Origin of the sequence: Polaromonas sp. (genome assembly GCF_012927455.1) — a bacterium.
Lineage (GTDB): Bacteria > Pseudomonadota > Gammaproteobacteria > Burkholderiales > Burkholderiaceae_C > Polaromonas.
The window spans coordinates 329,856-352,326 of record NZ_JABBPE010000005.1; the positions used below are offsets into that span (position 1 = coordinate 329,856).

25 protein-coding genes are annotated in these 22,471 nt (G+C 60.5%); 14 read left to right on the top strand and 11 right to left on the bottom strand.

Features of this window, described 5'->3' with window-relative positions; all coding sequences use genetic code 11:
- Positions 1-2 precede the first annotated feature (2 nt).
- The 3 genes from HHJ18_RS07510 (at position 3) to HHJ18_RS07520 (ending at position 2,149) form a co-directional block, all read left to right on the top strand.
- Complete coding sequence (locus HHJ18_RS07510; protein ID WP_296913407.1) at positions 3-371, top strand: DUF2784 domain-containing protein; 369 nt, start codon at positions 3-5, stop codon at positions 369-371.
- Between the two features lie 187 nt (positions 372-558).
- Entirely contained in the window at positions 559-1,536 is a 978-nt protein-coding gene (locus HHJ18_RS07515; protein ID WP_296913409.1) for a GMP reductase, read from the top strand.
- A 223-nt stretch (positions 1,537-1,759) separates the two neighbouring features.
- Complete coding sequence (locus HHJ18_RS07520) at positions 1,760-2,149, top strand: tautomerase family protein (protein WP_296913412.1); 390 nt, start codon at positions 1,760-1,762, stop codon at positions 2,147-2,149.
- A 10-nt stretch (positions 2,150-2,159) separates the two neighbouring features.
- Here HHJ18_RS07520 and HHJ18_RS07525 read toward each other — a convergent pair whose 3' ends face one another.
- On the bottom strand, positions 2,160-3,050 hold the full coding sequence (locus HHJ18_RS07525) for an alpha/beta hydrolase (protein WP_296913416.1): 891 nt from the start codon (positions 3,048-3,050) through the stop codon (positions 2,160-2,162).
- Between the two features lie 130 nt (positions 3,051-3,180).
- Here HHJ18_RS07525 and HHJ18_RS07530 point away from each other — a divergent pair, with 130 nt between their 5' ends.
- From HHJ18_RS07530 to HHJ18_RS07555, 6 genes are all read left to right on the top strand, one after another.
- On the top strand, positions 3,181-3,309 hold the full coding sequence (locus tag HHJ18_RS07530; protein ID WP_296913419.1) for a hypothetical protein: 129 nt from the start codon (positions 3,181-3,183) through the stop codon (positions 3,307-3,309).
- Positions 3,310-3,384: 75 nt separating this feature from the next.
- Positions 3,385-4,296: a phytanoyl-CoA dioxygenase family protein gene (locus HHJ18_RS07535; protein ID WP_296913421.1), complete on the top strand. Its 912-nt coding sequence runs from the start codon at positions 3,385-3,387 to the stop codon at positions 4,294-4,296.
- 7 nt (positions 4,297-4,303) lie between these two features.
- Positions 4,304-5,662 carry a Gfo/Idh/MocA family oxidoreductase gene (locus tag HHJ18_RS07540; protein WP_296913424.1) on the top strand — a complete coding sequence of 453 codons (1,359 nt, stop codon included), beginning with the start codon at positions 4,304-4,306 and terminating at the stop codon, positions 5,660-5,662.
- A 77-nt stretch (positions 5,663-5,739) separates the two neighbouring features.
- Positions 5,740-6,609 carry a fumarylacetoacetate hydrolase family protein gene (locus tag HHJ18_RS07545; protein ID WP_296913426.1) on the top strand — a complete coding sequence of 290 codons (870 nt, stop codon included), beginning with the start codon at positions 5,740-5,742 and terminating at the stop codon, positions 6,607-6,609.
- Positions 6,610-6,676: 67 nt separating this feature from the next.
- Positions 6,677-7,591 carry an alpha/beta fold hydrolase gene (locus HHJ18_RS07550; RefSeq protein ID WP_296913428.1) on the top strand — a complete coding sequence of 305 codons (915 nt, stop codon included), beginning with the start codon at positions 6,677-6,679 and terminating at the stop codon, positions 7,589-7,591.
- Positions 7,592-7,595: 4 nt separating this feature from the next.
- Positions 7,596-8,576: a tripartite tricarboxylate transporter substrate binding protein gene (locus tag HHJ18_RS07555; RefSeq protein ID WP_296913430.1), complete on the top strand. Its 981-nt coding sequence runs from the start codon at positions 7,596-7,598 to the stop codon at positions 8,574-8,576.
- 113 nt (positions 8,577-8,689) lie between these two features.
- Here HHJ18_RS07555 and HHJ18_RS07560 read toward each other — a convergent pair whose 3' ends face one another.
- Positions 8,690-10,615 (bottom strand): DEAD/DEAH box helicase, encoded by a 1,926-nt coding sequence (locus HHJ18_RS07560; RefSeq protein ID WP_296913433.1) that lies wholly within the window; start codon positions 10,613-10,615, stop codon positions 8,690-8,692.
- A gap of 205 nt (positions 10,616-10,820) precedes the next feature.
- Here HHJ18_RS07560 and HHJ18_RS20960 point away from each other — a divergent pair, with 205 nt between their 5' ends.
- Positions 10,821-11,141 (top strand): hypothetical protein, encoded by a 321-nt coding sequence (locus HHJ18_RS20960; protein ID WP_366558812.1) that lies wholly within the window; start codon positions 10,821-10,823, stop codon positions 11,139-11,141.
- Positions 11,142-11,238: 97 nt separating this feature from the next.
- Here HHJ18_RS20960 and HHJ18_RS07570 read toward each other — a convergent pair whose 3' ends face one another.
- Complete coding sequence (locus HHJ18_RS07570) at positions 11,239-12,420, bottom strand: ice-binding family protein (RefSeq protein WP_296913435.1); 1,182 nt, start codon at positions 12,418-12,420, stop codon at positions 11,239-11,241.
- Between the two features lie 613 nt (positions 12,421-13,033).
- Positions 13,034-13,597 (bottom strand): oligoribonuclease, encoded by a 564-nt coding sequence (orn, locus tag HHJ18_RS07575; RefSeq protein WP_296913437.1) that lies wholly within the window; start codon positions 13,595-13,597, stop codon positions 13,034-13,036.
- Positions 13,598-13,632: 35 nt separating this feature from the next.
- Here orn and HHJ18_RS07580 point away from each other — a divergent pair, with 35 nt between their 5' ends.
- Genes HHJ18_RS07580 through rsgA form a run of 3 tightly spaced genes read left to right on the top strand, consistent with a single transcriptional unit; the run spans position 13,633 to position 16,261 of the window.
- Entirely contained in the window at positions 13,633-14,937 is a 1,305-nt protein-coding gene (locus HHJ18_RS07580) for a M48 family metallopeptidase (protein WP_296913439.1), read from the top strand.
- Complete coding sequence (locus HHJ18_RS07585; protein ID WP_296913442.1) at positions 14,934-15,254, top strand: 4a-hydroxytetrahydrobiopterin dehydratase; 321 nt, start codon at positions 14,934-14,936, stop codon at positions 15,252-15,254. Before HHJ18_RS07580 ends, HHJ18_RS07585 begins: the two co-directional genes overlap by 4 nt.
- On the top strand, positions 15,251-16,261 hold the full coding sequence (gene rsgA / locus HHJ18_RS07590) for a ribosome small subunit-dependent GTPase A (protein WP_296913444.1): 1,011 nt from the start codon (positions 15,251-15,253) through the stop codon (positions 16,259-16,261). Before HHJ18_RS07585 ends, rsgA begins: the two co-directional genes overlap by 4 nt.
- 3 nt (positions 16,262-16,264) lie before the next feature.
- Here rsgA and hisC read toward each other — a convergent pair whose 3' ends face one another.
- The 7 genes from hisC to rpsP form a co-directional block, all read right to left on the bottom strand.
- Positions 16,265-17,341 carry a histidinol-phosphate transaminase gene (hisC, locus tag HHJ18_RS07595; RefSeq protein WP_296913447.1) on the bottom strand — a complete coding sequence of 359 codons (1,077 nt, stop codon included), beginning with the start codon at positions 17,339-17,341 and terminating at the stop codon, positions 16,265-16,267.
- A gap of 1 nt (position 17,342) precedes the next feature.
- Positions 17,343-18,377 carry a CobD/CbiB family protein gene (locus HHJ18_RS07600; RefSeq protein ID WP_296913450.1) on the bottom strand — a complete coding sequence of 345 codons (1,035 nt, stop codon included), beginning with the start codon at positions 18,375-18,377 and terminating at the stop codon, positions 17,343-17,345.
- Positions 18,378-18,655: 278 nt separating this feature from the next.
- Positions 18,656-19,363: a CoA pyrophosphatase gene (locus HHJ18_RS07605; RefSeq protein WP_296913453.1), complete on the bottom strand. Its 708-nt coding sequence runs from the start codon at positions 19,361-19,363 to the stop codon at positions 18,656-18,658.
- Between the two features lie 85 nt (positions 19,364-19,448).
- The gene (gene rplS / locus HHJ18_RS07610) at positions 19,449-19,814 is read right to left on the bottom strand and encodes a 50S ribosomal protein L19 (protein WP_296913456.1); all 366 of its coding nucleotides are present in this window, start codon (positions 19,812-19,814) and stop codon (positions 19,449-19,451) included.
- Between the two features lie 132 nt (positions 19,815-19,946).
- Positions 19,947-20,726: a tRNA (guanosine(37)-N1)-methyltransferase TrmD gene (trmD, locus tag HHJ18_RS07615; RefSeq protein ID WP_296913458.1), complete on the bottom strand. Its 780-nt coding sequence runs from the start codon at positions 20,724-20,726 to the stop codon at positions 19,947-19,949.
- Between the two features lie 55 nt (positions 20,727-20,781).
- The gene (rimM, locus tag HHJ18_RS07620) at positions 20,782-21,402 is read right to left on the bottom strand and encodes a ribosome maturation factor RimM (RefSeq protein WP_296913461.1); all 621 of its coding nucleotides are present in this window, start codon (positions 21,400-21,402) and stop codon (positions 20,782-20,784) included.
- A 77-nt stretch (positions 21,403-21,479) separates the two neighbouring features.
- Positions 21,480-21,740, bottom strand: coding sequence for a 30S ribosomal protein S16 (gene rpsP / locus HHJ18_RS07625; protein ID WP_296913464.1), 261 nt, complete (start codon positions 21,738-21,740; stop codon positions 21,480-21,482).
- Positions 21,741-21,933: 193 nt separating this feature from the next.
- On the opposite strand from rpsP, the gene HHJ18_RS07630 reads away from it, so the two are divergent.
- Positions 21,934-22,470: a GNAT family N-acetyltransferase gene (locus HHJ18_RS07630; RefSeq protein ID WP_296913526.1), complete on the top strand. Its 537-nt coding sequence runs from the start codon at positions 21,934-21,936 to the stop codon at positions 22,468-22,470.
- Position 22,471 lies beyond the last annotated feature (1 nt).

Genomic DNA, 22,471 nt, shown 5'->3' on the forward strand with positions numbered 1-22,471 from the left:
CCATGGGCTACCGAATCCTCGCCGATGCCCTGGTGCTGGTGCATGCGGGTTTTATTCTCTTCGCCGTCTTCGGCGGGCTGCTGGCCTTGCACCACAGCGCCTGGATGTGGCTGCACCTCCCTGCAGTGGCCTGGGCGGCCCTGGTGGTCATCATGGGCTGGACCTGCCCGCTCACGCCGTGGGAGAAAAGCCTACGTGCCGCAGCCGGACAGGACGGCTATGCAGGCGATTTCATCGAACACTACCTGCTCTCGGTCATCTATCCGGAAGGCCTGACGCGGACGCTTCAAATCTGGTTGGGCGTCGGGGTGCTGGTGCTTAACCTGGTCGTGTATGCCTTCGTGCTCAAGCGGGCGGCCACTGGGGGCTGATTCACTTTTTTATAGGATGGCTATAGCCTTGCTTTAATACCGGGAGCCTGGCAAAGCGTCTAAAATCAGGCACCGGGCCCAAGCAATTGCGCCCGGTTTTTTTGTTTCCGGCGCCAAGCGGTTTCAACAAAACCGGTCCATTCCAAGCGCCCTCTGTTCATCAACAGTTTCAAAGCTTGGGAAACATATGGAAATTTTTGACTACGACAAGATCTTGCTGCTGCCGCGCAAATGCCTGGTGCAAAGCCGCTCGGAGTGCGACGCCGGCGTGACGCTGGGCGGGCGCAGCTTTCGCCTGCCGGTGGTGACGGCCAACATGAAAACGGTGGTCAACGAGGAAATCTGCACCTGGATGGCGGCAAACGGCTACTTCTACGTGATGCACCGCTTTGACCTGGACAGCGTTGCTTTCGTCAAGGCCATGAACGCCAAAGGCCTGTACGCATCGATTTCGCTGGGCGTGAAAAAGCCCGACTACGACACGGTGGACCAGCTGGTTGCGCTGGGTCTGGCGCCGGAGTACATCACCATCGATGTGGCGCACGGCCATGCCGACACGGTGCAAAAGATGGTCGGCTACCTGAAGCAGCACCTGCCCGCCTCCTTCGTGATTGCCGGCAATGTGGGCACACCCGAAGCGGTGATTGACCTTGAAAACTGGGGCGCGGACGCGACCAAGGTGGGCATTGGCCCGGGCAAGGTCTGCATCACGCGCATGAAAACCGGCTTTGGCACCGGCGGTTGGCAGCTCTCGGCGCTCAAATGGTGCGCGCGCGTGGCAACCAAGCCCATCATTGCCGACGGCGGCATTCGCGAGCACGGCGACATTGCCAAGTCCATCCGCTTTGGCGCCACCATGGTGATGGTGGGGGCCATGCTGGCTGGCCTGGAAGAAAGTCCCGGCAAGACCGTGACGATTGAGGGCAAGCGCTTCAAGGAGTACTACGGCAGCGCCTCGGACTTCAACAAGGGCGAGTACAAACACGTCGAAGGCAAACGCATTCTGGAACCCGTCAAAGGCAGTCTGAAAGATACGCTGCGCGAGATGGAAGAAGACCTGCAAAGCGCCATCAGCTATTCGGGCGGCAAAAAGCTGCTGGACATTCGCAAGGTGAACTATGTCATTTTGGGTGGCGACAACGCTGGCGCAGATCTGTTGACGTGAGGCCTTGCGCCCTGAAAGCGACGCTGCGCTGCAGGTCTGTCGGACCGGTCTGGCTGGCCGCTGGCGCAAGCCGGCGGCGCGCTTCCAGCCCTGCGGCGTAAAATACCCATCAAATAAGCCTCTAGCCCAATAAACACGGGCGCAGGCAGCTATTAAAATAATAGCAACCGCTATTGCTCCTCCGAAGTAACCCCAGCCTCACCCCCCATGAAAGCGAGGTTTCGTGCCCACTGCAGCGATTGAAACAAGCCGGCAATACACGCCTAATGAGGAAAGCGCCCTCATAGCCGCCGTGCAGGACGCGCTGACCACAGCGTTCAAGGTCCCGCCCTTCACCACCGTCATACGCCTGATTGTTCACCAGGCCCACCGCTTTGTCGGGCCGCCCGACAAGAGCGACCGCTACACGCTGGTCAGCATTGACTGTTTCATCGGCCGTTCCCTTAAGACCAAACGCGCGCTATACCAGGCCATGCTGCAAAACCTCGGGCGCTGCGGCATTCCCGCCGACCACATCAAGGTGCTGCTGCGCGAGGCGCCGCGCGAGAACTGGGCGATCCGCGGTGGTCAGCCGGCTTCAAGCGTAGCGCTGGAATACGACGTCGATATCTAGCGCTGCATTACTAAGCCGTGGCCCGCAACAGTTGCAGCGCCAGCCCGTGCAGGCGGTGGTCCGGCTCTACCAGGGCTTCCAGCACGCTGAAGTGGTTTTTGCCCAGCAGCGCTTCACGCACCGGCACCGTTTTTTGGCCCCAGGCCTGCTCGATCAGGGCGTTATGCCGCAAAAACTCCTCGCTTTCGTCGGCCCCGGCCACGCTGTAAAGCACGCCGCGTTTCGGCGCCGGCAACCAGGCCGGGCTGGCCTGCGCCACCTGCGCCGGCGTCAGGCGCAGCGACTCCTTCAGGAACGGTGTCTGCATGACCGATTCGAGCTCGTACAGGCCTGAAATCGACAGCGCGTTCTTCACCAGATCGGCCGGCAAATCTTCGCCATGCGCCGGCCACACGCAAGCCAGCAACATCGCGGCCAGATGCCCGCCGGCGGAATGCCCAACCACGCTGATGCGCTTCGGGTCGCCGCCAAAGCGCGCCACGTTGCGGTAAGTCCAGGCCAGCGCCCTGACCATTTGCAGAACAATGTCAGGAATCGTCACGGCCGGGCACAGGTCGTAATTGGGTATCACCACGCAGGCCCCGGCCGCAGTGAAGGCGGGCGCCACAAAGGAGTGGTCGGCCTTGTCCAGCGAACGCCAGTAACCGCCGTGAATGAATACCAGCACTGGCGCCCCGCGCTGGCGCGTTTGGCTTGCCCGGGCCGTAGCGGGGAAGATATCTAGGGTTTCGCCGTCGTTTTGGCCGCGGCTTTCGCCATAAGCCAGGTCCAGCGTGCAGGGTTGCGCGCCTCTAGCCTGCGCCGAATCTTCAGCCCAGCGGCTGAAATGGACGGCGTGCTCGGGTACCAGCGCGCGGTTGTTGTACATGCGGTCCAGCCACTCGGGATCGGGTCGGGTCATGAATGCTCCTGTTTGATGGAATCGTGAAACGAGCGAATATTGGCACAGCCAGCGCAATGCGCCAAAAATCCGGGTAAACCTGCAGTACAAAGCAAGCCTGTCTGGGTATTCTGTCTACAGAGTCACCCGCATGCTGTCCGATCTCATCAAAATTAAATCCACACCGGACCTGGTTGATAAGCACGAAAGCATTGCCAGAGCGCTAGGCGCCGGCAATGAGGGCACGGCCGAAACCCTGATTCGTCAGCAGGCGCACTGAACCGATTGCAACCACCGGGCTCGCCAACTGCACGGCATGCACTCGCCTGACCGCCACAACCCCAGGAGACCCACGATGAAACTGACCCCCGACCAACTCGTCCAATTTGACCGCGACGGCTACCTGTTTTTTCCCGGCCTGTTCACGCCAGAGGAAACGCAGACGCTGAACCAGGCGGTGCCTGATCTCTACACTCGGCGCGAGGGCTACAACGTGCGCGAAAAAGGCAAAGACGCCGTGCGCACCAACTTCGCCGCACACCTGTACAGCGAGCCTTTTGCCAAACTGGCACGGCATCCGCGCATGATCGAACCGGTGCAGGAGCTGCTGGGTGAAGCGCTGTATATGCACCAGTTCAAGATCAACGGCAAGATGGCCTTTGAAGGCGATGTCTGGCAGTGGCACCAGGACTACGGCACCTGGCTCAACGACGACCTGATGCCGACCGAACGCGCGATGAATGTGGCGATCTTTCTGGACGACGTGACCGAGCACAACGGCCCGCTGATGTTCATTCCGGGCAGCCATAAGAAAGGCGTGGTCGATGCCAGGCACGACCTGACCACCACCAGCTACCCGCTATGGACGGTGGACAACGATTTGATCCGCCAGCTGGTGCAGCGCGCTGGCGGTAAAGGCGGCTTTGACGCCGCCGGTCGTCCGATCCCGGGCGGCATCGTCAGCCCCAAGGGCCCGGCCGGCTCGATGATTTTGTTCCACTCCTGCCTGGTGCATGCCTCAGGCAGCAACCTGTCGCCCTTCAACCGTGTCAGCGTCTACCTCAGCCTGTGCGCGGTCAGCAACCACATTCGCCGCCACAAGCGCCCCGAGTACATAGCGCACCGCGACTTCACGCCGATTGAATGCCTGCCCGACGACTGTCTGCTGCAGGACTACGCGGTGGCGCTGCCGTGGAAAGACGGCGTGCCGGCGACGGCGCTGCAAACCTCGATGGAAGAGATCGCCCCGAAACGCAAGGCCGCGTGAGTCCACCATGAGCCTTTATACCCAACTCCAGCAGCGCGCAGCGCGCAACCAACCCATCCGCATCGGCTTGATAGGTGCAGGCAAATTCGGTTCCATGTACCTGGCGCAGATTCCCAAAACCCCCGGCGTGCAGCTGGTGGCGATTGCCGACCTATCGCCCGAGGCGGCCCGCACCAACCTTGCCCGTGTAGGATGGAATCCGGCTCTAGCCCAGGCAGAATCTGCGCAAGCAGCTATCAAAACAGGAGCAACCTGGATCACCGATGACTGGCGGGCGGTGGTCACGCATCCGCAAATCGACATCATTGTGGAATGCACCGGCAACCCGATCGCGGCGGTCGAGCACTGCCTGCAAGCCTTTGCACATGGCAAGCATGTGGTCAACGTCACGGTGGAGGCCGACGCTTTTTGCGGCCCGCTGCTGGCGCGTAAGGCGGCCGAGGCAGGCGTGGTGTATTCACTGGCCTTCGGCGACCAGCCGGCGCTGATTTGTGACCTGGTGGACTGGGCGCGCACCTGTGGGTTCCCCGTGGTGGCGGCGGGCCGGGGCCACAAATGGCTTCCGCATTTTTGCGAATCCACGCCCGAGACGGTCTGGGGCAACTATGGTTTGACGCCAGAGCAGGCGGCGCGCGGCGGGCTGAATCCAAAAATGTTCAACAGCTTTCTCGATGGCTCCAAGCCCTCCATCGAATCGACCGCCGTGGCCAACGCCACCGGCTTGACAGTGCCCAGCAATGGCCTGCTCTACCCGCCCGCCAGCGTGGAAGACATTCCGTTTGTGACGCGGCCCATTAGCGAGGGCGGCGTGCTGGAGCGCAAAGGCATGGTCGAGGTGATCTCTTCGCTGGAAACCAACGGACGCAAGATCCCCTACGACATCCGCATGGGAGTCTGGGTCACGGTCGAAGCCGAGACCGACTACATCAAGAACTGCTTTGAAGAGTACAACGCCCACACCGACCCGAGCGGACGCTACTTCACGCTATACAAGCGCTGGCACCTGATCGGGCTGGAGGTTGGCGTCTCGGTCGCCAGTGTGGCGCTGCGCGGCGAAGCGACCGGCGTGGCGACCTGCTGGAACGCCGACGTGGTGGCCACCGCCAAACGCGACCTCAACCCGGGCGACATGCTGGACGGCGAAGGAGGTTACACGGTCTGGGGCAAGCTGCTGCCGGCCGACACCTCGCTGAAGATGGGCGGCCTGCCGCTGGGCTTGGCGCATCAGGTCAAGGTGGTGCGTGCCGTCAAGAAAGGCCAGAGCCTGAGCTGGGCCGATGTGGCGATGGACACCTCGACCCCGGCCTACCAGGTGCGCCACGAGATGGAAACGCTGTTCGCACCAGCCATGAAAAAGGCCGCCTGACAGCCACCTCGTTTTGACTCAGGATGTGGGCGAGCAAGCCCCATGACAACTATTTTTTAACGGCCAGGGAGCTTATTTTGCGTATTGCGACTTTTCAATTGAACGGACAACGACAGGTGGGCGTTGTTGCCGAAGACGGCCTGACGGTCTCGCCCTTAAATCTGGATCCGGGCCAGGCGCGCACCGGCGTGCAGGCGGTGATCGAACTGGGCGCCGACCTTGGCCAGCTGGCCGGGCGCCTCGGCCCGCCGGTTCTGATGCGCGACGTCAAGCTGGAGGCACCGCTACCGCTGCCGCGGCGCAATCTATTTTGCGTGGGCCGCAATTACCACGCCCACGCCAAAGAGTTGTCGGCGTCGGTTTTCAAGGACAACACCACCAACCCCGAAGCCTGGCCCATCATCTTCACCAAGGTCCCCGAATGCGTGGTCGGGCCGACCGACGACGTGGTGCTGCCGACCGGCGTCTCCGAGCAGATCGACTATGAGTCCGAGCTGGCCATCGTGATTGGCACCGGTGGCCGCAACATTGCACGCGCGGATGCGCTCAAGCATGTGTTTGGCTATACCATCATCAATGACGTGACCGCGCGCGACGTGCAGATGCGGCACCAGCAATGGGACCTGGGCAAGTCCTTCGACACCTTTTGCCCGATGGGGCCGTGGATTGTGACCGCCGACGAGTTGGACGGAACAAATACGCGCGTGCGGGGCTGGGTCAATGGCGAGCTGCGCCAGGACGCGCAAACCTCCGACCTGATTTTTGACATCCCAACGCTGATCGAAACCTGCTCGCGCGGCATCACGCTCTACCCTGGTGACGTGATTGCCACCGGCACGCCGGCCGGCGTGGGCATGGGCATGAAGCCGCCGCGCTACCTGAAGGCGGGCGACGTCGTGCGCATCGAGATCGACGGCCTGGGCGTGATCGAAAACCGTTTTGTTTGAGCCCCGGCCAACATTGAACAAAGATTGAACAAAGGCGTCTTTTAAGGCGCCACAAAAAGGAGACTGCATGAGTGACGTGAAATGGACGGGCGGTGTGGAGCACTGGACCAGCAAAGGCGATATCCGGCTTTTTCTCTGGGAGAAGAAGGCCTCTGGCAAGGTGCCGCATGCGGGCACCCTATTTTTTGTGCATGGCTCGTCCATGGCTTCGCAGCCAACGTTTGACCTGCACGTGCCCGGCCGCCCCTGGTCGTCGGCGATGGACTGGTTTGCAAGCCAAGGCTTTGACACCTGGACCATGGACAACGAAGGCTATGGGCGCTCGGACAAGCAGCGTGACATCAACTTCGACATCAGCAACGGTGCCGATGACCTGGCCGCCGGCAGCGCCTACATCCTGGAAAAAACCGGCGCCCCGTCGCTGCTGGTGTATGGCATTTCGTCGGGCGCGCTGAAAGCCGCGCTGTTCACCGAACGGCACCCCGAGCGCGTGGCCAAGTTGGCACTCGATGCCTTTGTCTGGACCGGCGAAGGCAGCCCCACGCTGGAGCAGCGCAAGAAAAAGCTGCCGGAGTTTCTGGCCAAAAACCGCCGCGCTATCGACCGCGCTTTCGTCCACAGCATTTTTCAGCGCGACCATCCCGGTACGGCTGACGAGAACACCGTCAACGCCTTTGCCGACGCCATCCTGACACTCGATGACTCTATGCCCACGGGCACTTATGTCGACATGTGCTCGAAGCTGCCGCTGCTGGACCCGACAAAAATCAGCGTGCCAACCATCGTGTTGCGCGGTGAGCATGACGGCATTGCGGCACTCGACGACCTGATAGCTTTCTTCAAGCGGCTGCCCAACATGAACAAGCAGTTCAGCGTGATGGCAGGTGTATCACACGCCAGCTTCCAGCAAAAAAATTACATGATGGTCTACCAGATCCTGCACAGCTTCTTCACCATGCCAGAGCCGGCCTATAAGGGGTAACACCATGAAAAGCATCGTCAGGTCAATGTTGCTGGGCGCGCTGCTTGCCTCGTCCCTGTCAGCCGGATTGGCCCAGAGCGCCGCCCAGACTTACCCGAACAAACCGGTCCGGCTGATTGTTCCGTTTGCGCCCGGCGGTTTCACCGACGTGGTGGCGCGCATTCTGGGGCTGCGTCTTTCGGCGGCCATGGGTCAGCAGTTCGTGGTCGAAAACAAGGCCGGGGCGGGCTCCATCATCGGCACTGATTTCGTCGCCAAGTCAGCGCCCGACGGCTACACGCTGGTGATGGTTTCGACCACGCATGTGATCAGCCCGTGGATCTACAAAAGCATGCCTTACGACCCCATCAAGAATTTCACGGCGGTCTCCAAACTGGTCGATTCGGCCTACGTGCTGCTGGTCAATCCCAAGATTCCGGCACGCAATGTGCAGGAATTTATCGCGCTGGCCAAGGCCGCGCCCGACACCATTCACTATGCGTCATCGGGCAACGGCAGCGCGCAGCACCTGATGGGCGGGCTTTTTGTTTCCATGACTGGCGCAAAGCTGCAGCATGTACCTTACAAAGGCAGCGGCGCTGCGGCCACCGACCTGGTGGCGGGCGTGGTTGAAAGCAGCTTTGCGGGGGTGCCCAATGCGCTGGCGCAGGTACCGCAGGGCCGCCTGAAGGCGCTGGCCGTGACGACTGCCAAACGCATTTCACAGCTGCCTGACGTTCCCACCCTGCAGGAAGCCGGCGTGCCCGGCTATGAAGCTTCGGTATGGCTGGCCCTGCTGGCGCCGGCCGGCACACCACCTGACATCGTGAACAAGTTGAACCTGGAGATTGGCAAGTTGATGAATTCACCCGACACCCAAAAGGCCCTCTTTGACGCAGGTGTCGAAGTTGCACCATCCAGCCCCGAGGCCATGTCGTCGTACCTGGTGCAGGAACTGGCGCGCTGGGGCAAAGTGGTCAAGGACACCGGCATCAAGCTCGAGTAAGCCAGGGTGTCGAATACGCCAGCGGTTAGTGGTAGTGCCCATGACAAAGGCCGCTAGCCACCTTTCGGGGGCTAGCGGCCTTTTGGCGCCAGGGCGGATCAGATCACTAAAGATCAGTCACGTGCAGGCTTGGAAAACTTGCCCGGCTTCTTGGCTGCATCGCGCGGTACAAACACTTTACCGGCGGGGCGGGCAAACGCTGGTTTGCTGTTCCCGAAATCAGGACGCGGAGCAAAGCCATCGTTGCGGGCGCCAAAATTGCGCTCTTCACGAGGTGCAAAACCGGCGTTGCTGTTGCCAAAACCACGGTCATCCGGGCGACGGGCATTGCGGTCATTGAAGCCCGAACGATCGGCATAGGCATTGCCCTGAGGCGCAGATGGCCGACCCTGGAAGGCTCCGCCGCGGTCATCACGGTTGCCGCCGAAGCCGCCACCGGAATCCCGGTTACCACCAAAGCCACCACCCGAATTACCAGCATAGCCGCCACCGGCTGGCTTGCGACCAGCAAAGCCGCCACCACCGCCGCCGAAACTACGGCCACCGCCACGGTCATCACGTCCGCCACCGAAGTTGCCGCGTGGGCGCTCGGAGGTGGGCGCAAAACGCTGCTGCGGCTCCAGACCGGCAATCACGCTGGGCTTGAGGTTTTGCTGCGTGTAATGCTCGATGTCCTGAATTTTGCGACGGTCGCGGAACTCGGCAATCGTGATCGCCTGGCCTTCGCGGCCGGCACGACCGGTGCGGCCAATACGGTGCACATAGTCTTCGGCTTTCATCGGCAGGCCATAGTTGATGACGTGGGTGATGGTCGGAACGTCCAGACCACGGGCGGCCACGTCGGTAGCCACCAGAATCTGCACGCGGCCGTCACGGAAAGCCATCAGACGGCGGTTGCGCAGGCCCTGGCCTAAAGCGCCGTGCAAGGCAACAGCACTAAAGCCTTCCTGCACAAGATCATTGGCCAAGCCGTCACATTCGACCTGCGTGCAGGCAAACACAATCGCCTGGTTGATGCTGGTGTCGCGCAGCCAATGGTCGAGCAGCTTGCGCTTGTGCGTCATGTTGTCGGCCCACAGCAGCGACTGCGTGATGGACGCATGCTTTTCGTGCGGAGAGTCGATCTCGACACGCTGCGGCTGACGCATGACGCGGGTAGCCAGCTGCATGATGCGCGGCGCAAAGGTCGCGCTGAACATCATGGTCTGCTTGCGCTCGATCGTGAGCTGGTTGACTTCGGTCAGGTCGTCGGCAAAGCCGAGGTCCAGCATGCGGTCGGCTTCGTCAACCACCAGGAATTGCACCTGGTCGAGCTTGATCTGCATGCTGCGCTGCAGGTCCAGCAGGCGGCCGGGCGTCGCCACGACGAGGTCGGCGTTTTGCAACTTTGCAATTTGCAGCTGGTAAGGAATACCACCAACCACGTTGGCAATGCGCAGGCCGCGGCAATGGCGAACCAGATCGATCGCGTCAGCGCAAACCTGCTGGGCCAGTTCGCGGGTCGGGCACAAAATCAGCGCCCCGGGCGTCGCGGCCTTGAAGTTGCGCATGTTGGTCGGGTCTTTGCGCTTGGGCTTTTTCATCGGCGCTTCACCGCGCGCGATGGCTTCGGCGCTCAAGCGTTCGAATTCCGCGCGTTCATGGCGCTCGGCGTCTTCCTGCTGTTTCAGCAGGGTGTGCAGCACGGGCAGCAGGAAAGCGGCGGTTTTTCCGCTACCGGTCTGGCTGGAAACCAGCAGATCGGTGAATTTTGGCGCTTTTGGATCAGCATCAAGGGCCTGCATGGCCTTGGGAATGGTGGCCAACTGCACGGTGGTCGGCTGGGTGAAACCCATATCGGCCACGGCTTGCAGCAGTTCCTTGGCCAGGCCCAGCTTCACAAAGCCGTTAGGCTCGGCAACAACGGCTTCCAGCGAGGTGGCCACAGCAAGCGGCTCGTCGGAAGAAAAGTCCGGAATCACGTTGATTTCGATGTCGGAAATGGAATCAGTAATAGATTCGGGCGAGGAGTCGCCACGAGCCTCAAAAGAGTCAGTCATGTTTTTTTCTCATAATCCCCTGCGTGCGACGCTTTTGGCGAAGAGCAGGAAACTCCACCTCCCGCGATGCAGGAGGCTTCGTTCATGGTTAATAAAACATCAACCATCAAACGAATATTCGGTTCAGCTGCAAACTCAGCCTGAAGCGGTGACTCAATCTAGAGAGTCCAAAGTGTGAGGTAGATGTACAAATGCAGGGCACCCAGTGCAACTGCAAGTCTTCGATTATGGCACGTCTTTCGGATTTTTACCAATCCCGATGGATAGGGAAGGTTATGCAATGTCTCAGGACGTCATGGACCTGGCGTTTATTGCTATTTTTTTCATAGCACTAAACACATATTCTGTATGGCCCAAGGCATCAAAACACCAAAAAATCACTCCAAAAAATGGTCCCGGTGGCCTTCCAGTTCGTCAATCGATTCGTGCAGGTCGCCGAGCGCGTGTGCATCTGGCGCTTCTTGAAAGCGCTGTAAACCGCCGGCCGCCAGCGTTTTGCCAGCCCTTGAAGGTGCTTACCTGGTGAGGCAGCGCTTCAGGGGAAATAGCAAAGGCCGGAGCAAGAAAAATGGAGCCATGGGTTGGCCGTCTACTTAGTCCGGCCCTGGGTGCGCCTTGCGTCCTTAAGGAGCGGGCTGCGTGACCGCGTTCATCTGAAGAGTCACCGCCGTTTGTGCAAACAGTCTGCTGTTCGCCGATGCGCCGGTATTCACGGCAACCAGCGTTTTACCCAGCACGACGCCCTCAAAGTGGGCGGTCGTTCCAATGGACACATTGTCAGCGACCTGCCAGAAGATGTTCTTGGCCAGTGCGCCACCGGCCAGGGTCACCCGCGCAGCGTTGGCCTGCTTCAGCTGGCCCGCCACCTGGAAGATAAAGACGTCGTTCGGTCCACCCGAAAGCGTGACGTCGGTGCTGATCAAGACATCGGTGCCCCATTTGTACAGGCCGGGGACCAAAGTCAGGCCACCAATTTCGCCGGCGCCCAGTTCAGTAAAATCAGGCAATACGCGTCCCTCTGCGTTGCCGTAAGCGGTTTCCATGTCGCCCACCGCAGCAGTCAGAGTGGTCGCGTCATTCACCGCGCAAGGCAGCGGACCGGCCGCATCGACGACGTAAATTTTTCCCGTCACTTCCCCGCACGTGAGAAGAAGCGCAGCACCGGTGATCGGGCTGGTTCCCACATTCCCGGTAATGGCGGAGGCGTACACGTCGGTAATCCCGGTTTTGCTCAGAATCGCGAAAGTTCCGGCGGTGCCCAGGTTGACCGGCGCATGCGCGGTAAACGCGATGGCACTGGTGGTAAAGCTCCAGACCACGGGACTGCCCAAGGCAGTGCCGCCAGCGCTCTTGGCCGCCGTGGTCATGGTGGCGGTATAGCTGGTGTTCGGCTTCAGAGCAGACGCGCTGGGCGTAAACGCCGCTGCCGTGTTTTCGGCATTCAGGGCGACGGTGCCGGGGACGTTGTTGCCGGTGGACTCCTTGAGCGAGAACGTTGTCAGCGTGCCTGGCAGGGATGAGGCGATCGTTGCCGGATCCATCGACCGGCTGAAGGTGGCGGTGACTACCGTGCCGGTCAAGTTGCCGCCGATATTGGTGCTGGTCGAAACATTTGTGGCGCGGTTACTCGGGCTCGTTTGGGTCACCGTTGGAGCGCTGGCGACAACGGCAGCATCTGCTGACAAGCTTGCGCCTGCGGAGGCACGCGCCCCATCTCCTCCACCGCCGCAACCTCCAACCAGTCCCGCCACGAGTAATGCCATCAACCCCATCATGGGATTGAATGAGTTTTCAGATCTGTTCATTTATTGCCTGCTTTCGTTGAAGGTGCAAGGGGCGGAAGATTGCCCGGTCCCCTGCGGGAGCCGCCTCTGGTTGAGACATCGCGAGTATGCAAATACCGGCCATTGGCACTTTGAGCTAGATCAAGCTTTCTCCGGGCTCCGGGTCACGGCGATGGGAGACGGCCGGTCTGGCTTTCAGGCGCAGAACCCTCTGACGATAGGATGGTTTTATTGTTTGCGGAGCAAACTAACCCGCATCTAAGGCAAAAGTTCACTTTGAAAATGAAAAGTTTCGGGGCATGCCTGTTTCATACCCTTCGAAAGGCCGCCGTTTCGAAAAATAAATCGTTCAGCCTTTTCCAGATCAACTCCAAAAAACAACTGCAGGCGTTGCTGGGAACGCCTGCAAGTAACTCCGGGTTCAGCCGCAAAGCCCTGCCAGCAGACCCTGGTGGCACGTCAGCGGGTGCGCGCGCCTTCCCTGGCCTGAGACTTGGCATCGCGAGCAGGGTCTTCACCGCTAGACCAAGGGGGTGCGGGGGTTTGGCATGCCGCACCGGGTGCGGCCTTGCTATTATTTTAATAGCTACTCGCGCCCGTAGCGTAGGGGCTAGAGGCTAAAAACATCCTAAAATCACTTCAAAAAATGTTCCCGGTAGTGTTCCAGCTCGTCAATCGATTCGTGCACGTCAGCCAGCGCCGTGTGCATCTGTCGCTTCTTGAAAGCGCTGTAAACCTCGGGCCGCCAGCGTTTGGCGAGTTCCTTGAAGGTGCTCACATCCACGTTGCGGTAATGCAAAAAGGCTTCCAGCTTGGGCATGTACTTGACCAGAAAGCGCCTGTCCTGGCTGATGGAGTTGCCGCACAGTGGCGACGTACCCTTGGGCACATACTGCGCCAGAAACGCCATTACCTGCGCCTGGGCGTCTTCCTCGGTCACGCTGCTAGCCCTGACCTTGTCGATCAGCCCGCTCCGGCCATGCGTGCCCTTGTTCCATTTGTCCATCAGCCCGAGCAGCTCGTCGGACTGGTGGATAGCCAGCACCGGGCCCTCGATGCGCGGCGTCAGTTGCGGGCCTGTAACGACCACGGCAATTTCGATCAGCCGCTCTTTTTCGGGGTCCAGCCCGGTCATTTCGCAGTCCAGCCAGACCAAGTTTTGTTCCGATTTTTTCAGAGTGGATTCAATTTCAGGCATCGTGCGATTCTCGCTGATCGCCTAAACTTGCCCTCATGACCGACTATTCACTTGCCTTTACCGCGCTGTTTTCAGCTTTTCTGGTGCTGGGTTTGCTCACGAAGTTTTACCTGGCTTCGCGGCAAATACGCCATGTGGCGCAGCATCGCGAGCAGGTCCCCACCGCGTTTGCCGCCTCCATCTCCCTGGAGGCGCACCAGAAGGCGGCCGACTACACCATCGCCAAGGCGCGCTTTGGCCTGCTGGAGCTGGCCTTTGGCGCCGCCGTGCTACTGGGCTGGACCTTGCTGGGCGGCATTGACGCGCTGAACCAGGCGCTGCTTCATTCGGGCCTGGCTGGCTTCGGCACGCTGGTGCCCCAGCTGGCTTTGCTGGCGGCTTTCGGCCTCATCAACGGTGCGCTGGACCTGCCGTTTGTGTTGTACAGCACCTTCAGGATCGAAGAGCGCTTTGGCTTCAACAAAATGACCTTCCGGCTTTGGCTAACCGACCTGGTGAAGTCCGCTCTGGTCGGCCTGGTGGTCGGCCTGCCCATCGTCGCCCTGATCCTCTGGTTGATGGGCAGTGCAGGCAAGTTGTGGTGGCTCTGGGCGTGGGCGGTATGGATGGGCTTTAACCTGCTGGTGCTGGTGCTCTTTCCCACAGTGATTGCGCCGCTGTTTAACAAATTCAAGCCATTGGAAGACGAAACGCTGAAAGCCCGGGTGACGGCGCTAATGCAACGCTGCGGTTTTGCCGCCAAGGGCCTGTTTGTGATGGACGGCAGCAAGCGCTCGGCGCACGCCAACGCCTACTTCACAGGGTTTGGCGCGGCCAAGCGCGTGGTGTTCTACGACACCCTGCTCAAGCAACTGAGCCCCGCCGAAGTGGACGCCGTGCTGGCGCACGAGCTCGGCCACTTCAAGCACAAACACATCCTCAAACGCATCGTCTCGATGTTTGCCATGAGCTTGGCCGGCTTTGCGCTACTGGGCTGGCTGTCATCGCAGATCTGGTTTTATACCGGGTTGGGCGTCAGGCCCAATATTGGTGGTGCCAACGATGCGCTGGCCCTGCTGCTGTTTTTAATGGTGGTGCCACTGTTCAGCTTTTTTATCTCGCCGGTGCTTGCGCAGTTCTCGCGTAAGCACGAGTTTGAAGCCGACGCCTACGCCGTGTCGCAAACCGACGGCAGGGATTTGCGGAGCGCCCTGCTCAAGCTTTACAAGGACAATGCCAGCACCCTCACGCCAGACCCGCTGTTCGTGAAGTTTTATTACTCGCACCCTCCCGCCTCCGAACGGCTGCAGCGCATGGGCGGCTCCAGCTTGCGCACTTCTGCTGAAAGCGGCGCGGCATGAAAAATCCGATTCATCAAAATCGTCGGGCGCTCAGCGCAACTGAAATCGTCTCGCAGTTGAGCCAGCTCAATGGCGAACAGCCTCTGGGCTGGCGCCTGATAGACGACGCGCTGGAAAAAACCTTCAGCTTCAAGAATTATTACGAGACCATTGCTTTCGTCAATGCGCTGGCCTTTATTGCCAACGCCCAAGACCATCACCCGGATCTGGCGGTAAGTTACAGCCGTTGTACGGTTCGCTTCAACACGCACGACGTGAAGGGCATTTCGGTCAGTGACTTTTTCTGCGCGTCCAAGGTTGACGCATTGCTGGCTTGAGCAAGCCGGCCCATCAGCCCAAGCAGGGGCGCGGCAGCGCCCCGCCGCTTCCTGGCACGCAAGCCGGCTTGGTAGTGGCCAGTTTTGGCCGCCATGTGCTGGTTGAAACGCCCTCGGGCCAACGCGTGATCTGCCACCCGCGTGGCAAGAAAAACCAGGCAGTCGTCGGCGACCAGGTACGCTGGCTGCCGACGCAGGATGAAGGTACGCTGGAAAAAATAGAAGAGCGCAGCAATCTGTTTTATCGCCAGGACGAGATGCGCACCAAGTCTTTTGCCGCCAACCTGGACCAGGTGCTGATCCTGATCGCGGCAGAACCCGAATTCTCGGAAAGCCAGCTGACGCGGGCCCTGATTGCCGCCGAAGCAGAGCACATTACCCCCGTCATTGCGCTGAACAAAAGCGACTTGGCCGAGCCCTTCGGGCGGGCTTGGACCAAGCTTGCGCCTTACCGGGCGATGGGCTACCAAATGCTGCCGCTCGCCATCAAGCCCAAAATTGACGCGGCCGCCGCAGCCGGTCCGGACGACACGCAGCCCGCCCAACTACTGGAACTGATGGCGCTGCTACGCGGCAAAAAGACGCTGGTGCTGGGCCCTTCCGGCGCCGGCAAAAGCAGCCTGACCAATCTGCTGGTGCCCGATGCGCGAGTGCTGACGGCGGAAATCTCCCAGGCCCTGAACTCGGGCAAACACACCACCACCAGCACCACGCTGTATTGGGTGGATGCGAACAGCGATGGCGCCAGGACCACCGCACTGATCGACTCACCGGGCTTTCAGGAGTTTGGCCTGCACCACATTGAGCCGATGCAGCTAGCCAACTACATGCCCGACTTCAAGGCCCACGCACAAGACTGCAAGTTCTACAACTGCACGCACTTGCATGAGCCTGGTTGCGGTGTGATTTTAGAGGTCAAATCGACCGCTAGACCAAGCACCATAAGCGCAAGCCGCTATCGTTTGTATAGCGAGCTGTTTGCCGAGTTGTCGCAAACGCGGTACTGAAGCTCAGGCCACGAAGAGTTGCCGCAGGGCTTGCAGCAACGCCTCGCATTGTGCAGGCGTGCCAATGCTGATGCGCAGGTACTGCTCGATGCGCGGCAGACGGAAATGCCGCACCAGAATGCCTCGTTCGCGCAGGCGCGCTGCCAGCGAAGCGGCTTCGTGCCCAGGGTGTTGCGCAAAGACAAAGTTGGTGGCCGAAGGCAGCACCTCAAAGCCCAGCTGCATGAGTTCGCGCGTCAGCGCGTTGCGGCTCTGCATCACAGCCTGGCGCGTCTGCTCGAAGTAATCCACATCCTCGTAGGCCGCGATGGCACCGGCCAGGGCCAGACGGTCAAGCGGGTAGGAATTGAAGCTATTTTTTACGCGCTCCAGCGCCTCGATCAGGTGACGCGAGCCGGCCGCAAAGCCCACACGCAGGCCCGCGAGCGAGCGCGACTTGGACAGCGTCTGCACAACCAGCAGATTCGGGTAGCGGTCAATCAGTCCGATGGCGGTCTCTCCGCCGAAGTCGATATAGGCCTCGTCCACCAGCACCACCTGCTGCGGCTGGCTTTGCAGCAGTCGCTCCACCTCGCGCAGCGGCAGCAGTCGTCCCGTGGGCGCATTCGGGTTGGCAATCACCACACCGCCCACAGCGTGCGGGCGGCGGTAATCATCCACCTGTATGGCCATGTCGCAGCCGAGGGATATTAGCTCCGCAGTGATGCCGTACAGGCCGCAATACACCTGGTAAAAGCTGTAGCTGATGTCGGGCATCAGCAGCGGTTTGCCTTGCTGGAAAAATGCAAAAAAGGCATGGGCCAGCACTTCATCAGAGCCATTGCCCACAAACACCTGATCGGCCGCAATGCCGTGATGGCGGGCAATGACCTCGCGCAGAGCGGTAGATTCGGGGTCCGGGTAAAGCTGCAGCCCCTGCTGCGCTGCGGCCGTGATGGCCTTCACCACACGCGGGGATGCCGGATAGGGGTTTTCGTTGGTGTTGAGCTTGATCAGCTTGTCAATTTTCGGCTGCTCGCCGGGCATGTAAGGTTTGAGGCCGGAAACTACCGGACTCCAGAAGGTTGGTTGAATAGTCATTTCATCCCAGCAGCCGCGCCAGCGTCAGCAAGGCCAGCAGCACCATCCACAGCACCACGGAACGCCACACCAGGCCCACGATGCTGCGCAGGTGCGCCACCTCGGGCTCGCGGCCAGTCGTCGCCTCTATCTCGATAGCGGCGCGTTCCTCGCCCTCCAGGCCCTCGGCCTCAAGGCTTGGCGATGGGGCGGGTGATGGCGCCGCCTTGAGTGCTTCTCCACCCAGTCGCACGTTCACCGCGCCTGAGGTCGCGGCAAGAATGAGGCCGTCGTTGCGGTTTTCGGAGGCGCTGGGCGCAGTGGCCGAAAAGCGCTGGGTGTAGTTTCGCCAGGCATCAATGGCATCTTCAAAACTTCCCACGACGGCAAACCCCAGGGACGTGATGCGGGCGGGCACAAAATCAATGACGCCCCAGGCGCGGCTTGCGGCCAGTTGCAGGGCCGGGCTGGCGCTCTCTCCCGCCGCTTCGGCGGTTTTACTTTTGTAGAGCCAGTAACGCGAAGCGAATTCGCTCATGCGGTACAACACCGCGCCCGCCGGTCCCAGGCCGAGTGCAGCAAACAGCGAAAACCAGCCCAGCACGCCAAACACATGGCGGTGCGCGGCGAGCACCGAATATTCGATCACGTGGCGTACGATTTCACTGCGCGGCAATTCACTCGCATCGACCTGGCGCCACTGCGCCAGCAGCTCACGCGCGGTAGTTTCGTCGCCGTCGTCCAGGGCGTCGCGAATGTCGGTGAAATAGTGGCTGAACTGGCGAAAACCCAGCGTGACATAGAGAATAGCCACGCTCCACACAAAGGCCAGCAGCGCATTGACACGCCACAGCAGCAAGTGAATCGCCAGTGTGACCAGCGCAGGGACCATCACGGTGACGCTCCAGGCCAGCCAGCCGTGCTGCGGCTTGCCGGCATCCAGGCTGCGGCTAGCCCAGCGAGCCCACCTGCGAAAGCTGGCATGTATCCAGTTGCCACGGGCCAGCGGCCGCACCTGTTCGATGATGAGGGCAAACAAAACGGCAAAAAAGCTCATGGCAAATCATAACGGCGTAAGTTGCCCCCACGCTTTTCACTTCGTGTAATGCGCTGCCCCCCGAGGGGGCTGGCCTGGCTTGGGGCGGCCCGGCGCTGGCGGCCCTCGCCCCCACGCCTTTCACTTCGTGTCGTGCACTGCCCCCCGAGGGGGCCGGCCTGGCTTGGGGCGGCCCGGCGCTGGCGGCCCTCGCCCCCACGCTTTTCACTTCGTGTAATGCGCTGCCCCCCGAGGGGCCTGGCCTGGCTTGGGGCGGCCCGGCGCAGCGCCCGTGGTCGCTAAGCGCTCAAAAATCGGTACAGGTTGCGCAGCATGCCCGCGGTGGCGCCCCAGATGTAGCGCTCCCTGGGTTCGCCGTCGTCCGCCTCATTCACGGGATCGGTGTAGGGCATGGAAAGCCATTGGCGGATCCCGTCATCGAACGCCATCTCGTGACGGCGATGATTTGCAGGATTCATCAAGTAACCCAGAGGCACTTCAAACACGTCTGCCACCTCCTCGGGATTGGGCTGCAGTTCGAAGCCAGGCTTAACCAGCGCTACCACCGGCGTAATGATGAAGGCGCTGCCCGTGACATAAGTCGGCAAGGTGCCCAGCACCTCCACATGATGACGCGGCAAGCCGACTTCTTCATGGGCTTCCCGTAAGGCCGTATCGACCGCGTCGTGGTCGGACTCGTCGGTACGGCCACCCGGAAACGCGACCTGCCCCGAATGGGCCCTGAGCTGGCTGCTGCGCTGGGTCAGCAGCAAAGTAACTTCGTCCCGCATCACCAAGGGCAGTAGCACTGCGGCCAGCGCTGGCTCACGGTCAGAAAATCTCTTTTCCACGCTGTGCTCGGGCGTCCAGATGGGCGGATGGCGAAAGCGCTCGCGCAGCGCCTGCGGTGTCAGGCGCTCCAACGCGACGCCCGCGAGGTGGTCATCAATGCCCAGCACCGGGATGCTACGGGGATCAAATTTTGGCAACGACTTGATGAACTTCATACGCCGTACAGCGTAACAGGCATAAAAAAAGCCACCCAATATAAAGGGTGGCTTTTTGGGGGCTAGAGTGCTTCTACGCTGCTTTTCAGGCAGCTTTGGCGCCCAGCTTTTCCTTGATACGCGCCGACTTGCCGCTGCGGCTGCGCAAGTAATACAGCTTGGCACGGCGTACATCACCGCGGCGTTTGACTTCAATCTTGGCGATCAACGGGCTGTAGACCTGGAAGGTCCGCTCAACGCCTTCTCCATTGGAGATTTTGCGAACGATGAAGCTGGAATTGAGGCCGCGGTTGCGCTTGGCAATCACTACACCTTCAAAAGCCTGCACGCGCTTGCGGGTACCTTCAACCACGTTCACGCTCACGATGACGGTGTCGCCAGGCGCGTAAACAGGAATGGTTTTGTTGAGGCGGGCAATTTCTTCCTGCTCAAGGGTTTCGATCAAATTCATGATTTTTCCATCTAACTTTTTTCGTTCATTCACGCGCTACGCTAAGGACCGCAAATCCATGGGTTCATACGGGGATGAACAAGATGGTTGCAATGGCCGCCAGAGGATCGAAAAGCCTTTGATTATAGCAACTCAGGCATCTTGCTCTGGGTTTTCGATCAAATCTGCCAGGAAAGCTTCATCCCCTGCGCTTAAATGACCGGCCGCCCGCGCCTGTTGCAGCAGTTCGGGACGTTGACGTTGCGTCAAGGCCAGCCGCTGCTCGCGGCGCCAGCGCTCGATACGGACGTGGTTGCCAGACAACAAGATGGGTGGAACCGGCTGGCCGCGCCAGGCTTCTGGTCGAGTGTAGTGAGGGCAATCGAGCAAACCATCGAGCGCCGGATTGAAGCTGTCCATCTGGTGGCTGCCTGCGTCGTTCAACACGCCGGGCTGCAGCCGCGCCACGGCATCAAGCAGCGCCATTGCGGCAATTTCTCCGCCCGACAGCACAAAATCCCCGAGACTAATTTGGTCGTCAACATAAGTGTTGATGAAGCGTTGGTCCAGGCCTTCGTAGCGGCCACAAATCAGCACCGCGCCGCCGCTGGCGGACCAGCGTTCCACGCCGGCGTGGTTCAGGGCCTGGCCTACCGGGGTAAAAAGGATGGTGGGCGCAGCCGCGGCGGCGCACGCCGCGCGATCAGCGCGCACGCTTTCAAGGCAGCGCGTGAGCGGCTCGGCCAGCATCACCATGCCGGGGCCGCCGCCGAAAGGCCGGTCGTCGACCCGTCGGTAATTGCCGTCAGCGAAATCGCGCGGATTCCAGAACTTGACCTCGACCAGACCGGTTTCGAAGGCGCGACGGGTTACGCCGCTAAGCAGAAACGGCGCGAAAATTTCCGGAAACAGGGTAATGACATCAAAGCGCATGGAAAGACTATTTTGCGCGCGCGGACCGCTCAGGGCAATCCGCCTTGCCGGGACATCAATAGTCGGGCTGCCAGTCAACGGTGATGCATTTTCCGGCGATATCCACCGCATCCACGTAAGCCGCGACAAATGGGATCATGCGTTCGGCCGCACTGCTGCTGCCATCCTCCCGGGACTCCGCGTATTCAACGCATAGCACTGAATGGGGGCCGGTGGCCATCAGGTCACGCACGCAACCCAGCGCCACGCCTTCGCGATTGACGACGTTCAGGCCGATCAGATCGACCCAGTAATACTCGTCTTTGGAGGCGACCGGAAAACTGCTGCGTGGCAGAAAAATCCGCACGCCGCGCAAGGCCTCCGCGGCATTGCGGTCATCCAGACCGCTGAATTTGGCGACCACCGAATCGGAATGGATTTTGGCCTGTTCCACACTCAGCGAAACCGTGCCGGAAAATACACTGAAACCCGGTCGGAATTTGGCGTCAGGCGCCTGCATCAACCAGGATTTGGCGAAAAGAAGCGATTCCGGATCGGCGCTGTGAGGCAGGATTTTCACCCAGCCCTTGACTCCCCAGGCATCCAGAATGCGCCCGACTTCAATGGCGTCGTCTGGCAGGCTTGACGGTGACAGGCCCAAGGGCGACTGAAGGCCGGGAAGGCTGCTAGCACTCACGCTTCTCACTCCCCGTCATACGCTGCCCCCGAGGGCTAATTTCCCTTGGGGCGACCGGCGGGAAATTGTCATTTCAATCAGGCGACGACTGGCGCAGCCTTGGCACCCTGCTTGATCAGGCGATCAACGGTAGGAGACGCCTGGGCGCCCACACCGATCCAGTGGGTCAGACGGTCTTGCTCAATGCGCAGGCCTTCTTCGCCGCCTTTGGCAATCGGGTTGTAAAAACCGATGCGCTCGATGAAGCGACCATCGCGGCGAACGCGCTTGTCAGCCACAACAATGTTGAAAAATGGACGGTGCTTGGAACCGCCGCGTGAAAGTCGAATGACGACCATAATTTATCCTTCGGGTGGTGGGGTAAAAACACCCCAATGTTCTGCAGCGCTTGAGACACACGACATGGCCACCCGGCCAGCGAAATGCTGCAAAGCCTGCCATTATAGCCCGCTGTCGGCCTCCGTTGCGTTTTGGCGCAAAATCGATGCCACCAACTCCGGATTGTTGACTGACATGCTTTTGCCCCGCCCGATATCCCTGATACGCCCCAGCCGCGACGAAGATCTTCCCGCCATCACAGCCATTTACGCCCACCATGTGCTGCACGGCACCGGTTCATTTGAAACCGAGCCGCCCAGCGCCGCCGACATGAGCACGCGCCGGGCCGATGTGCTGGCCAAGGGCCTGCCTTATCTGGTGGCCGAGCAGGACGGGAAAATTGCCGGCTTTGCCTACTGCAACTGGTTCAAGCCGCGCCCGGCTTATCGCTATTCGGTCGAAGACTCGGTTTACCTGGCGCCGGATCTGCAACGCCAGGGGCTGGGCCGCGCCCTGCTGACGGAACTACTGACACGCTGCGAGGCTGCGGGCATACGCAAGGTAATGGCCATCGTGGGCGATTCGGCCAACGCCAGCTCCGTCGGAGTTCACTTGGCGCTGGGATTCACGCAGGTCGGCATTATCGAATCGTGCGGCTGGAAATTTGGCGCCTGGCGCGACATTGTCATCATGCAAAAAACGCTGGGTGTGGGCGCTACGCAGCCGCCGCTGGATGTGGCCAGCCCATAAT

What these genes read in the sequence shown, in the direction of transcription:
- HHJ18_RS07540 (WP_296913424.1), top strand. Translation starts at nt 4,304, where the DNA reads ATGAGCCTTTATACCCAACTCCAGCAGCGCGCAGCGCGCAACCAACCC.
- HHJ18_RS07600 (WP_296913450.1), bottom strand. Translation starts at nt 18,377, where the DNA reads ATGAGCTTTTTTGCCGTTTTGTTTGCCCTCATCATCGAACAGGTGCGG.
- HHJ18_RS07515 (WP_296913409.1), top strand. Translation starts at nt 559, where the DNA reads ATGGAAATTTTTGACTACGACAAGATCTTGCTGCTGCCGCGCAAATGC.
- HHJ18_RS07605 (WP_296913453.1), bottom strand. Translation starts at nt 19,363, where the DNA reads ATGAAGTTCATCAAGTCGTTGCCAAAATTTGATCCCCGTAGCATCCCG.
- HHJ18_RS07530 (WP_296913419.1), top strand. Translation starts at nt 3,181, where the DNA reads ATGCTGTCCGATCTCATCAAAATTAAATCCACACCGGACCTGGTTGAT.
- HHJ18_RS07560 (WP_296913433.1), bottom strand. Translation starts at nt 10,615, where the DNA reads ATGACTGACTCTTTTGAGGCTCGTGGCGACTCCTCGCCCGAATCTATT.
- HHJ18_RS07570 (WP_296913435.1), bottom strand. Translation starts at nt 12,420, where the DNA reads ATGAACAGATCTGAAAACTCATTCAATCCCATGATGGGGTTGATGGCA.
- rpsP (WP_296913464.1), bottom strand. Translation starts at nt 21,740, where the DNA reads ATGGTCGTCATTCGACTTTCACGCGGCGGTTCCAAGCACCGTCCATTT.
- rplS (WP_296913456.1), bottom strand. Translation starts at nt 19,814, where the DNA reads ATGAATTTGATCGAAACCCTTGAGCAGGAAGAAATTGCCCGCCTCAAC.
- HHJ18_RS07580 (WP_296913439.1), top strand. Translation starts at nt 13,633, where the DNA reads ATGACCGACTATTCACTTGCCTTTACCGCGCTGTTTTCAGCTTTTCTG.
- HHJ18_RS07510 (WP_296913407.1), top strand. Translation starts at nt 3, where the DNA reads ATGGGCTACCGAATCCTCGCCGATGCCCTGGTGCTGGTGCATGCGGGT.
- orn (WP_296913437.1), bottom strand. Translation starts at nt 13,597, where the DNA reads ATGCCTGAAATTGAATCCACTCTGAAAAAATCGGAACAAAACTTGGTC.
- trmD (WP_296913458.1), bottom strand. Translation starts at nt 20,726, where the DNA reads ATGCGCTTTGATGTCATTACCCTGTTTCCGGAAATTTTCGCGCCGTTT.
- HHJ18_RS07535 (WP_296913421.1), top strand. Translation starts at nt 3,385, where the DNA reads ATGAAACTGACCCCCGACCAACTCGTCCAATTTGACCGCGACGGCTAC.
- HHJ18_RS07550 (WP_296913428.1), top strand. Translation starts at nt 6,677, where the DNA reads ATGAGTGACGTGAAATGGACGGGCGGTGTGGAGCACTGGACCAGCAAA.
- hisC (WP_296913447.1), bottom strand. Translation starts at nt 17,341, where the DNA reads ATGACTATTCAACCAACCTTCTGGAGTCCGGTAGTTTCCGGCCTCAAA.
- HHJ18_RS07555 (WP_296913430.1), top strand. Translation starts at nt 7,596, where the DNA reads ATGAAAAGCATCGTCAGGTCAATGTTGCTGGGCGCGCTGCTTGCCTCG.
- HHJ18_RS07585 (WP_296913442.1), top strand. Translation starts at nt 14,934, where the DNA reads ATGAAAAATCCGATTCATCAAAATCGTCGGGCGCTCAGCGCAACTGAA.
- HHJ18_RS07525 (WP_296913416.1), bottom strand. Translation starts at nt 3,050, where the DNA reads ATGACCCGACCCGATCCCGAGTGGCTGGACCGCATGTACAACAACCGC.